Raw genomic sequence first — 13,383 nt, 5'->3', positions numbered from 1 at the left:
TTCTTTTCTTTATTAATTTAGGTTTAAAATTTGATGTTTGGTATAAGTTCTAAACGAACTTGGGCAGAAGAGATGTAAAACCGGTTATCACCTGAATGGTTATAAATGAGGAAATTGCAGTTCTGAATATCATAAATTGGGACATAAAAAAGCCCGCTCATGTATTACCATGAACGGGCTTTAACCCTCAATAAATAATGTGTGTTAAATTAATATCCCGGATTCTGATCGTTTTTCAACAATGGATTCAAGTCAATTGCACCTTGAGGTATAGGCATAAGCATCAAACGCTCATCCCAAACTTTGTTGATTACAACATATCCGTTTGGAGCATAAGAAGGACCATTCATAGCCTTGCTGCAATAGTCGTTTCCATAGCGGCGTATATCATCAAAACGATGGCCTTCTGCCGCTAATTCAATACGCCGTTCATTACGTACAAAAGCCAGAGCTTCTTCTTTAGAAGGCATGGAAGTCGGTACATCCGGCATACCACAACGATCGCGCAGGTCATTCAATGCTTTCTGTACTTCTGTATCCCATCCGGAGTTCTGGATACGTGCTTCTGCGTATGTCAGCAATACTTCAGCATAGCGAATCACCGGATAATCTTCTTCAGCAGTCCAAGTATCATAAGGATCGAGAGTGACCATTTTACGATAAAAATATCCCGTCCATGATTCATTACCATCTTTATTTATCAGATCCGGATCCCAACGGAAATAGAATGTGCCTTTAACAGTTTCATGCCATCCTTTGAAAGGGAACATCATAGATACATATAAACGACTGTCACGATTGCGGAATTCTTTCATATAGTCGTATTTCATAATATCCGTTTGCGGAACTTTTTCAATGAATTGAGATTGGCTCATATCTTTAAAGTCTTTCCATATTTCGGCATAACGTTCTTTACGCTGTTCCATAGTGATGTCATTACGCATTGTTTTACCATCCACATCCCAGTATGCGTCAATTAAGTCCTGCATCGGTTCATAAGAACAGTATCCGTCGTATTGAGAGAATGATTTGGGTATGAAATATGTATATCTTGTCCAATCATAGTTGTTTGCATCAGCCATGTACTCACGTGTTACAATATACTCCGGATTGGCGGGAGATGCGTTACCTTTGTGCCACAATGATTCATAACTGAACATACCTTTCACGAATTTATCTTTATCGATACCTTTGGCTGCATAATCAATATAAGCATCCATTTCGTTGGCTTCTTTTTGTTGCGCTGTGGTGAGTGACGACACACGGAACAGAGAATGATGTCCTTCAGAAATGATTTTTCCGGCAGATGACTCTGCTTCGGCGTAATTTCCAAAATACAAGGCGGCACGTGCACGAAGGGCCAGAGCACCGGCACGAGTGATACGTCCTGTTTCATACATGTAGCTACCGTTATAACTATCAGGAAGGATTTCCGCTATTTCTGCCAATTCGTCAAGAATGAACTTCCGGACAGTTTCCACTTCGTCACGTTTAACATTCGGTGCGTCATAAGCTAAAACGTCCGTAATTACCGGAACTTTTCCGAATTTCGTGGTCAAATCAAGATAACTTAAAGCGCGGAAAAAACGTGCTTCTGCTTTCATGCGTGTTTTTAGTTCATCACTGACTGCACATTTATCTACATTAGCAATAAAGTTATTCACTACACGAACGGTACCAAAATAGTAGCTTCCATATCCATTGGCTGTACTTATACCGTTTTGTTGTACCATTTCGAAGTTTCCTTCCCAAGGTTTGTGGCTATGTGCATTATCTGTACACAATTCATCCCAAATGTCTACACCATCCAATGTAGAATAGCAGGTATTTAAAGCATACCATGCATCTTTTTCCGTTTGCCAAAAGTTTTCTGCTGCAATGTCAGCAGGTGGAACCACATCTAAATCGCAGGCTGTTAACGCTCCTGTGAGACATAATCCCAATGCAATTTTTCTTATATTGTTTTTCATTGTGAATTCTATTTTTTAATGAATGATTTTAGAATGATATGTTTACACCAAATGCTACCGATTTGGTTCCCAGCGTATAAATCACACCACCGGCTGTTTCCGGATCAAAGTCTTCCATCTTTTTATCAGCACGTACTGTGAACAGGTTTTCTCCTGTTACATATACCTTCAATGACTGCAATCCCCAGCTCTTCACCGTGGCAGATGGTACCGTATATCCCAATGACAAAGTCTTGAAACGGAAATAGTCCGAGTCAAACAAATGATAATCACTGAAATTACGATTATAAGTTGTGTGTACACTACTTGCCGAGTAGAGACGAGGATAAGCAGCATATGGATTTGGATTCTCTTCTGTCCATCTCTTCAGATGGTATTTTCTTGGGTTATCCTGACCATGGTAGAATGGGTGAACACCATATACGTCAAATGCTACCTTAGTTCCACTGATTCCTTGTCCAAACATACTGAATTCAAAACCTTTATATTGTAGGCTTAAGTTTACACCATATGTAAAGTCGGGCACATCTTTACCAAGAATAGTACGATCTTCGTCTGTGATCTCCTGTTTGTACTCGATGTCACGTTGAGGAACAAATTTAACATCACCTGCATTAGGTACTACTCCACTTAATGTGTAGTAATGCCCGGCATCAATATCAGCTTGAGTATACAGTCCGTCTGTTTTAAATCCATAGAAAGAACCGATTGATTCCCCTTTTTTCAGGATATACTTCACGATATAACTGCTGGTCTGAATAATATTGTCCGAACCGCCTAAGTTGGTAATTTTATTTTTATTGGTAGCAATGTTAGCTCCGATGCTGTAGTTAACAGCTCCAATCTTGTTACGGTGATTCAAAGCTAATTCGAAACCTGTGTTTTTCACTTTACCAATGTTTTGTGAAGGTGCAGCTGTGATACCGGTTTCTGTAGGTACGTTATATCCCAACAAAATATCACTTGTGTTTTTGATATAGTAATCAGCTGTTACACCCAAAAGTCCATTGAAAATGTCGAAGTCCAAACCAATATCAGTTAAAGCAACTTTTTCCCAACCGAGCGTTTCATTAGCAGGTTTGGATTCACCGATACCGATTACGGGCGAATCACTGAAATTATAATGGTTTCCACTGCTGTAATTCTGAAAATAATCATAATTTCCTACATTGTTTATATTACCAAGAGTACCATAAGAAGCTCTGATTTTCAGATTATTGATCCACTCGATGTCTTTCATGAAGCCTTCTTCATTCATTCTCCATCCAGCCGAGAATGAAGGAAAATATCCCCAACGGTGATCTTTGTGGAAACGTGAAGATGCATCTGCACGCATGTTTACTTCCAATAAATACCGATCCATCAAAGTATAGTTAACACGAGCAAAATAAGACAACATCTTATATTCCGATGAACCTGCACCATTGGTATAGCCTGCTCCCGACGTAGAGCCGGCTTCCATATCTGTTAATGCGTCAGATGGGAACTCTTCACGTGATCCTGCCAGTCTTTCATATTTATAATGCTCGTAAGATGTACCTACCAATGCTCCTACTGAATGTTTATCATTCGACCAGTCATATCTGGCTGTCGCCGTATAAAGCATTGTATTTGTACTCTGCCAGTCCATACTCATTTTATTTTTGGTTACTCCGGTTCCAACTATTTCTTCTCCGGAAAAGTAGTTTATGGCATTAGGTTGTAAGGCGGTGTAACTTTTGCTCTTATATTCATATCCTTTGAATACACCTTGTCCGCTAATAATAAGCCCTTTTACCGGTTTGATATCAAAACCGAGATCGTACATGGTATTTTCACTTTTTGATTTACTCCAATCCGATTTGCTCAATGCACGGAGTGGATTGTTTGTAATGAAGCTACTTGTTGCCGATTGACCTCCGTTCACAGTTCCCCAATCACCATTTGACTGTTTTGCAACGAATGTAACCGGTACCATTGAGAAACTGGCCAATGAAGGTGCGCCACAATCACGGTCGGAATCATTGCGGATATATTTTACTCCTGCCTTTACAGTCAGCCACTTGGTGATATCTGAACTCAGATTGGTATTCAAGTTGTAACGTTGGCTATCTTGTCCGGGGATCATGTTGTCTTTATACACATAGCCCAAACCGATAAAGTAACGTATCTTATCTGTTCCACCACTGAAATCCAAGGAATGCTGAGTGGTCAGTACATTTTTGTCTAATATCAGATCATTCCAATCTGTGTTTGGATATAAGTCTGGTTTAGAACCATCTCTGAAATAGCCAATTTCTTCCTCGGTATACCCTTGGTATTTTCCACCTTTTGGATTGGAATTGTAGAGAGCCTCATTGTACAACTCTGCATATTGGGTAGAATTGACGTACTCCGGTTTGTAAGTAGGGTTACTCAAACCTACGTAACCACTGTACGAAACGTTCATTTTATCATTTTTTCCCTGTTTGGTAGTTACCAATACTACACCATAGGCCGCACGTGAACCGTAAATGGCCGATGAAGCAGCATCTTTCAGGAAAGAAATAGATTCGATACTATTTGGATCAAGGTTAGAAAAGAATGTGGCATCCGCAATTGCACCATCGATTACGTAGAGAGGTGACGAAATTCCTAAGTTACCACGTCCACGGAAGTTAATACTTGGTGTTTGTCCGGGACGTGAAATAACGGTTACTCCAGGTACTGTACCTTGCACAGCCGACAACACGTTCGTCTGTACGCGGTCTTTGATTTCATCAGTACTAACCGAAGCTACCGAACCGGTTAAGTTTACTTTCTTTTGTGTACCATAACCTACCACTACCACTTCGTCCAGAGTCTTGGTATCTTCCTTCATTGTGATACTATAGTTGGTTACTCCCGGATGAATTTTTACGGTTTGTGGCATATAACCAATATAGGTTATTTGCAATTCATTACCTGATACTGTTAACTTGAAACCTCCTTCCATATCAGTAATTGTACCATTACTTGCCGATCCTTTTTCTACAACAGAAGCACCAATAATCGGTTCTCCGGTAATATCTTTCACTTGTCCCGTGATACGTACACTTTTCTGTTGTTGGAGAGAGGATGTTTTAGAAGTTTCTATCTTTGCTGCCGAAACAACAATCTGATTATCTACTATTTTATAAGTATAACCGGAGTTATTAAAAATCTGATCCAATACTTTCTCAATAGGTGCATCCGTAACATCTACAGAAACTTTCTTACTGAGTTTTACCTGATTGTCATTGTAAAAGAAGGTATACCCACTTTTTTGCTCTAATTCCCGTATCACATTTTGAATAGAGACATTAGTCCTCTTCATGGATATTTTAAGAATTTGGGCATAGGTAGTGACAGGCACCATACAAACCAGACAGATTGCCAAAACAAACGCCAGTTGTTTTTTGACTTTTTGCGGGTTAAACCACCGCAGATTGCATTTTTTCATAAATACGATTAATTATTAGATTGTAATTTTGATTGATAAAGAGGGTACATGATTCTTTTTGTACCAACGTACCTCGGCTAACTAAGTTGTCATTTTTCTTTGTGCATTTCTTTCTTTTTATTTAGGTTTAAAATGATGAATTATCCAAGTTCCGTATGAACTTGGTATAAGGGCAATTTCAAAAAGACAACTAATAATAATCGTATTACATATAGAAAGAGGCTTATCTATTTAGTTATAGATAAGCCTCACATTTTTATTAAAAATCTATTGAAGTACGTTTCGTCAAACGCTTCTAATTACTGGTAGGATTCTGTGTTAAGGTTCCGGGATAAGAATTAATAGCACTTTGTGGAATAAAATAAATAACTCGATAGTCTGTAGCAGGAATTTCAAGCATGGCATCATGTACTCCGGGATATTTGCGAGTTAATGTTTCACAATTGCGAAATACATCATAACTACGTTCTGCTTGATAGGCCAGCTCTAATTGTCTCTCTTTTTCTATTCGCGCCTTAGCGTTGGAAGCATTTAAGTCATTATAACCTCCGCCGGGTAAAGAGCGTTCACGAATGATATTCAGATCTGCTTGTGCATGAGGATAATCACCTTTTTTGGCATATGCTTCTGCGCGATTCAAGTAAACCTCGCCTAAACGAGAGATGACAGGAGAATGTAATTGAGATTCAGCTTCTCCGCTTGCAGTTCCTTCATTCGAACATTTGAGAATATAGAATTTGGGTTGCCCGCTTGAGAGTTCTATTTCATAATCAATAACACCGTGATAGATTTGACCGTCTGAATAGCTGATTGAATATTTTTCTTCACTACTGTTTATTAATGACAATGTGTAATTAGTTTCCCCCTCTTTACAAGTTACAGTGTCACCTCTTTTAGAAACGGGCAATTGTACATATGTATATCCTGTATGTATGTTGTTTTTGTTGTATACATTCTTTATGAAACGGAATACTTCAACATATTTACCATCACTATCCGTGATGTAGCTTGGTGAAATGAAATTTGCTCGTGCATCTACAATCTTTTTCTTGTCAGGACGCCAATCGTTACGTCCCTGTTCATTTAATAAATCCATGTATTTGGCACTCGCATACATTTCTCCCCAGCCTTGCTGTCCAGCATAAGAATACATTCCACCAATAGAATTCCAATAATCCGGCTTTTCTGATGCCATGATTTTTACTACAAAAATAGATTCTTTATTATTTTCCGGCATGAATGTATTATATCGCATAAAATTTTCACGGGAGAGCAACTCATATTTCAGTCCACCTTCATCAGTGGTGCTTTCAATGACTTTAGTTGCATAATCAATGGCCAACTGGGCATTTTCACTATTGGGTGCTTCATAAGTTCCACTCATAAATAAATAAATACGAGACAACATGGCCCATGCCGCTTCTTTAGATGCATATGCAGGACCTTCTCGTTTAGTTTCTCCATTTTCCATCAATCGGGCCGCTGCTTTCAGGTCATCAATAGCTTGTTCATAAGTATCTTGAACAGTCGAACGATCAGGAAGATTAAGATTATTCACATCGTCTGGCGTACCGTTTACAATAGGGACTCCCATATGTCCTTCCGGCTTGTCCCAATAAGGACGTCCGAAAGCACGTCCAAGATAAAAATACATCATACCACGGATATAGTAGCATTCACCCAGCTGATAATCAATGGTTTTGCTTTGTCCTTCATCAATCATTTTAATAATATTCGAAGCTTGTGCAATAGCTTTGTATCCGGAGTCCCAAAAGCTTTGTAGACGATAATTATCAGCATCGCGGGAATAAGAAATAAAATCGAAAAAGGCATCCGTTGATGATTTATCTTTCGCCATATTATCACCCGCATATTCCCCTAAACGATGCATAGGATCCGACCAACTTTTTAATTGTGCATAGCATCCATTTACAAGTGACTCTAATGAAGAGGTAGGATCCTGAGTTATTTGTTCGGCTGACATTGAACCATAAGGAAGTCTGTCTATGTCACAAGCGGTTAAAGTGGCAACCGCACATAGTAGAGTTATTATTTTTTTCATATAATCGTTACTTTTAGAATGTTAAATTAAGCCCAAACATAAATTTACGTACAGTTGGATAAACCGAAGGTAATGCAGTACCTATTACAGAACCATCACTGGCCGGAATTTCCGGATCTACGCCTGAGTAATTTGTAACACAGAACAGGTTCTCTCCAGTGAAGAAAATTCTCATATTATTAATATAATATTGAGGCAATTTTAGGTTGTAACCGATTGATAATGATCTCAATTTAAGATAGTCATTTTTTTCAAGATAGCGCGAGGAAGAACTGTTCGACTTACTCGTATTACTATAAGAAGCCATCGGATGTGTAGCTATATCTCCCGGTTTTTCCCAACGATTCCATCCCTTTTGAAGTTTCATTTGATTTCGATCGTTATATGCTCCGTCTGAATCATATTCCTGGCGAGAATAATTATAGATTTGCCCTCCTACAGAGTAGCCAAATACTGCATTCAGATCAATATCTTTCCAGCGGAGTACCGTACTAAATCCTCCAAAGATGTCTGGAGATGAACTTCCACATTTCACTTGATCAGCCTCAGAATAATTACTTGTTTTCTGACGTGATAAAGTTCCATCTTCATTTTCTACGGTTTTATACCACTGAGGTGCCCCATTTTCCGGATTTACACCTGCCCATTCTTTCAGATAATAAGTATCACATGGATAACCTGGCTGTAATACTCTTTTGGCTGTACCTGCAATCGATGTTCCATCTGAAATAATAATTGGCTTTTCTACAAATTGTCCCTCAGCGTTCTTTGTCTTATAGAGTTTCTTTAATTTGTTCTTATTATGTCCCAAGTTAATTTCTATATTCCAATCCCAGTCTTTCGTACGGATAATATCACCGCCAATGGACAATTCAAATCCTTGATTTTGCATTTCACCAATATTCTTCCACATACTTGTCACTCCTACTAATCCGGAAATGGGTACTGCATATAGAATGTTACTTGTGTACTTATTATACCAGTCAAAACTTGCTCTCAACCGATTATCAAAAAAAGCTACGTCAACTCCGGTGCCTGTAGTATAAGTCTTTTCCCAAGTAAGGTCTTTATTGCCCAATTGTGATATCAAGGCTCCGGATTCTTCGTTATATTTAGAAGATACTGAATAGAGATCGTATTGGGGATAAAGTGAACTTGGTCGGTTACCCACCGAGCCATAAGATATACGTAATTTCAATACATCAACCCAAGAGGCATGAAACCATTTCTCACGATTAATGTTCCATCCGGCACTGATAGAAAAGAAATTTCCATATTTTGCATTATCTCCGAAATTAGAGGCTCCATCGCGACGGAACGATAGTTGTGCCAGATATTTATTATCAAAAGCATAGTTTGCATTAAATAAAAGAGACTGTACCGCCCACTCACTAATACTACCACCAACTTTCTCCGGTTTAGCTACCACGTCCAATACTTCGAAACCGGGAATAAATCCTATTCCATACATATCTGTTGCTTTAGCCCAATAATCGTTGAATTCATAAGCAGCCAACGCATTTATTGAATGTTTACCAAACATTTTGTTAAAACGTATGATATGGTTAGAATAACGACGTACAGTGGTAGTTTGATATTCACGCATACGCCCATCTACTCCCTCTCCACTACTTGAGCGCGGATCTGTATATTCACTGTAATTATAGCCTATGTATTTATAGTTATTGACGGATGAAAAACTCAGCCAGTCAGTAATTCTAATATCAAAATCTAAATTACCCATAAATTCATAATTGGTAGAGTTCGATTTATTCCACTGCAGATCGTATAGATAATTGCTATTAGAACTGTTCACCCATCCTGTATATCTATTGGGAACCAAATTCCCTTCTTCATCAAAAGGACTATCCCATGGCAGTCTTTGGAACATGGAAGTAACATCATACTGTTTATCTTCAATATCCCGTCGCGATCCTGCCAGTGCAGGTTTTATACTCAACCATTCAAAGGGGTTATAGGTTGTTTTTAACCGGAAGTTATATCGTGTGTAATCATAGCCTTTCACTGCTCCTTCTTCATCATAGACACCGATGGAAAGGAAAGATCTGATTTTCTCATTACCTCCGGATAAAGAAACATTGTAATCTTGGGTAACTCCTGTTTGGGCAGCCAAATCAAACCAATCGAAATTACAATTTCGCAGTTCATCATTATAACGTGAAAAAGTAATCGCTTCCTGATTTGAGAATGATTTATAGTAATCATATAGCTCCGCTCCATCCATCATTTCCATATTTCCTCTCCCTAACTTACTGATACCAACTTTTGCAGAGACATTTACTGTCATCTTTTCTGCTTTACCATTTTTGGTTGTTACCAGAATAACGCCGTTGGCTCCTTGTGAACCATAAATAGCAGTAGAAGCAGCATCTTTTAGGATAGTCATTGTTTCTATATCACTTGGATTCAAAGCACCGGCATTTGAACCAACAATCACTCCATCAATAACCCATAATGGAGCAGTGGTCCCACTTAAAGTTGCTTGTCCACGAATCACGACAGCTCCTCCTGACCCGGGTTGTCCCGACCCTGGAGCTACATATACTCCCGGAACCTTTCCGTTTAACATATTTTCTACTGAAGGGGTAGTAATATCTTTTAGTTTATCGCTCTTAACTGTTTGTAGCGCACCAGTCAAGCTCTCTTTCTTTTGTGTACTATACCCAACTACCACTACTTCATCTAATGTTTTGGTATCTTCCTTCATTATTACATTATAAGAGCTTACCCCCGGTTTGAGATTAATGGTTTGAGGAATATATCCAATGTAACTAACCTGGAGTTCATTGCCTGTTACTATAAGAGAAAATTCGCCATTCACGTTAGTGATAGTCCCGTTTGAAGAAGATCCTTTTTCTATTATAGATGCTCCTATTATAGGATCCCCTGCAATATCTTTTACTACACCGGTCACTTTTTGTTGTTTTTGCTGTTGAACCGTTTGTTGCGCAGTTGTGGTGGGGATTGTATATATAACAATTTGATTCTCTACTATTCTATAAGAGTACCCGGAATTTTCAAATATTTGATTTAGAACAACTTCTATCGGAGCATCTTCTACATTTATAGAAACCTTTTTATCTAACTTCACTTGATTATCATTATAGAAAAAAGTATATTCACTTCCTCTTTCTAACTCTTGTAACACCGATTGGATAGAAGTGTTACTCTTTTTTATTGAGAATTTGAGTACTTGTGCAAATGTGCTGATAGGTATTGCACAAACTAAACTAATAGCAACAGCAATAGCTATTTGCTTTTTTACTTTTTGTGGATTAAACCACTTTTGATTGCATTTTTTCATAAATACCATAATTATTAGATTGTAATTTAAATTTAACAAATAATAGGCGTTGCCCTTTAAGAATCCCGTGCTTGATTAACATGTTTCACTGTTTTTTCCATTTTTCTTATTTGAATCTTTTTAGGGTGTAAAATCGTGTTCTACTTAAGTTCTTCGAGAACTATTGCATTTTTATCCTCTATTTATTTTTATTATTGGGTCCTGTTTACATTTTGACTATTTCATGCTTTTTTATCATTTTGTATTTTCTATCTCATCTGTATTGCTAGTTTTAGCACCCGAATCAAAGATCTGAGGAAAAAAACAGCTGTGTTGCTGTTAGAGAAAGTTATATTTGATAGGATAAAGCCTCCAATTTTGTGTATTTGCTCGATAAAACAAACGATATAGCTCTTTAATGATATGTATTAAGTGAATTAACGATGATTTATGATAGTAGAAATGTAAACGGGAAAAATTAGTAAATAGCTTCCTAAAGCAGATTTTTGAACTCTAACTTTTTAAGATGTTAACTTCGTACAAATAAAGAATTAAGGTTTTGTCAACAGGATATTAACTTCGTACAGATAGAGAATTAATTTCCTATATTCAGGAAACGAATAAGATCCTGCAATAAAATGTATTTTTACTTAAAAGGCAATTTTATATTGCATGATAATAGTATTTTTATTCAAGAAGAAATTATTATAGCATCTTTTTAAAGAAAGTCTGAGTTAGCTAAATATAAAGATCCTCTCCCTTATGTCAACCTAAAATGAATTTTACTATCTTTTTTATATTTCTATAATCATTATTATTTAAACACATCTTTTTATATTCAAATGCGCTCATTTGCTATAAATCCTCTATTTTTATTTTAAAATTTGTATTGTTTCTCCCTAAAAAATTGTATGTTTGCACATCACACCGATAGATTTATGACCGAGAAAGAGCTTATTGTATCATTAAAACTGGGGGACGAAGCTGCATTTACTGCTCTATACAGAATGTATTGGCCTAAAGTTCACAACTTTTCCCGTTTATACCTATCTTCTATGGCCGAAGTAGAAGAAGTGGTACAGGAGGTCTTCGTAAAATTGTGGGAGGCACGTATCTTCTTGAAAGAGAATGAAAGCTTCAAAGGATTTTTATTTATTATAACCCGCAATATAATTTTTAATCAATTTCGTAAAAGTTTCAATGAAAATGCGTATAAAACGACTATACTCAGTAGTGCAGAAGTTGAATATGATATTGAAGATGAAATGGATGCGGCCGATCTTCAGGCCTATATAAAGAAATTAATTTCTGAACTGACGCCTCGGCAACAAGAAGTATTTCACTTAAGCCGTGAAGAGCACCTTAGCTATAAAGAAATAGCTACTCGACTGTCTATCAGTGAGAAAACCGTAGAGCGACATATTAATGAAGCCTTAAAATTTTTACGTAAAAACATCTATTTATTTATCATATTTCTTTCTCTATAATAATAAGGTATAGAGAGCTTATTTCATGATTTCCCTTTTATTTTAAAGATTTTAAATTTTCTTTGGGGGATGTTATGGTGTTGCGTGTATTTATAAATAGATAGGTAATAAGAAGGTAATAAAGATGAAACAAGCGACAACAGGAAATAAGAATATAATAAAGAAGCTGCTGACCGATGGCCTATCGCCGGAAGAGCGAGAAAAACTTAATAACTATAAATTTGTGAATCAGGCAATTTATAGTCAATGGGAACAGACTTCTGATATGTATACCGATGTCGATAAGGAAGAACGAATGCTAACAAACGTTATGCACCAAATAAAGAAAGGAAAAAGCGGACGTTTTAGGCAAAGCTTACATCGGTATAGCTGGGTAGCATCCATAGCATTATTGCTAATTTGCGGAACATTATCTTTAATGTTATTATCCAGAAAATCAGATCCAAAAGTTTGGTATGTTCTGAATTCAGGACGCCAATCCATGGATTCAGTGAGACTGGCAGATGGTACACTGGTGATGTTGAATGCTGGAAGTCGTTTGACATATCCTAAAGAGTTTTCCGGAGAAAAGCGGGAAGTAACTCTTTCAGGACAAGCTTTTTTTAATGTTCATCCGGATAAGGGACATCCTTTTGTTGTAAAAACCAAGAATATGGATGTTACAGCTTTAGGGACAGCATTTGAGGTTTTTAGTTTTGATGGTGACGAAAGTGTAGAAACAGTATTGCTCAATGGCAAAGTTAGGGTAGAACCTAAGGATAACAAAGAGCAAATTAAAGGAGAATACATTCTTCGTCCGAATGAAAAATTGACTTGCCAAGCAAACGGTGATGTGCGTATAGATCATGTAGATGCTAATTCATATTCTGCTTGGCGTATTGGAGGACGATTGAGTTTCAAGAACGAAACATTGGCCATGATTTTACCTCGTTTAGAGAAATGGTATGGTCAAAAGATCGATTGCTCACAGAAAGTGGCTGATCATTATCGCTTTACATTCACATTGCGAAATGAACCATTGGATCTGATTCTGAACATTATGTCGCATAGTGCGCCATTAAATTATAAATTAATAAGCAATGACTACTATGTTCTCGAAGAACTTAAGTAGAACACGATTT

6 protein-coding genes are annotated in these 13,383 nt (G+C 37.3%); 2 read left to right on the top strand and 4 right to left on the bottom strand.

The annotated features are described in order from the left end of the window. Nucleotides 1-209: 209 nt before the first annotated feature. From ISX59_RS20880 to ISX59_RS20865, 4 genes are all read right to left on the bottom strand, one after another. Nucleotides 210-1,970 carry a RagB/SusD family nutrient uptake outer membrane protein gene (locus ISX59_RS20880; RefSeq protein ID WP_005775680.1) on the bottom strand — a complete coding sequence of 587 codons (1,761 nt, stop codon included), beginning with the start codon at nt 1,968-1,970 and terminating at the stop codon, nt 210-212. Nucleotides 1,971-1,998: 28 nt separating this feature from the next. After that, complete coding sequence (locus ISX59_RS20875) at nt 1,999-5,409, bottom strand: TonB-dependent receptor (RefSeq protein WP_220576246.1); 3,411 nt, start codon at nt 5,407-5,409, stop codon at nt 1,999-2,001. Nucleotides 5,410-5,704: 295 nt separating this feature from the next. Next, a complete protein-coding gene (locus ISX59_RS20870; protein ID WP_005810134.1) occupies nt 5,705-7,471 on the bottom strand; it encodes a RagB/SusD family nutrient uptake outer membrane protein in 1,767 nt (588 codons plus the stop codon). A 13-nt stretch (nt 7,472-7,484) separates the two neighbouring features. Next, the gene (locus ISX59_RS20865) at nt 7,485-10,796 is read right to left on the bottom strand and encodes a TonB-dependent receptor (protein WP_032540031.1); all 3,312 of its coding nucleotides are present in this window, start codon (nt 10,794-10,796) and stop codon (nt 7,485-7,487) included. A gap of 890 nt (nt 10,797-11,686) precedes the next feature. On the opposite strand from ISX59_RS20865, the gene ISX59_RS20860 reads away from it, so the two are divergent. After that, on the top strand, nt 11,687-12,262 hold the full coding sequence (locus ISX59_RS20860) for an RNA polymerase sigma-70 factor (RefSeq protein ID WP_005810129.1): 576 nt from the start codon (nt 11,687-11,689) through the stop codon (nt 12,260-12,262). A 124-nt stretch (nt 12,263-12,386) separates the two neighbouring features. Then, entirely contained in the window at nt 12,387-13,373 is a 987-nt protein-coding gene (locus ISX59_RS20855; RefSeq protein WP_032540030.1) for a FecR family protein, read from the top strand. The last annotated feature ends 10 nt before the right edge of the window (nt 13,374-13,383 follow it).

The organism is Bacteroides sp. FSHCM14E1 (genome assembly GCF_019633785.1).
GTDB classification, from domain to species: Bacteria; Bacteroidota; Bacteroidia; order Bacteroidales; family Bacteroidaceae; genus Bacteroides; species Bacteroides hominis.
The sequence above is the reverse complement of the archived record's forward strand: the minus strand, read 5'-3'. Positions and strand labels throughout refer to the sequence as shown.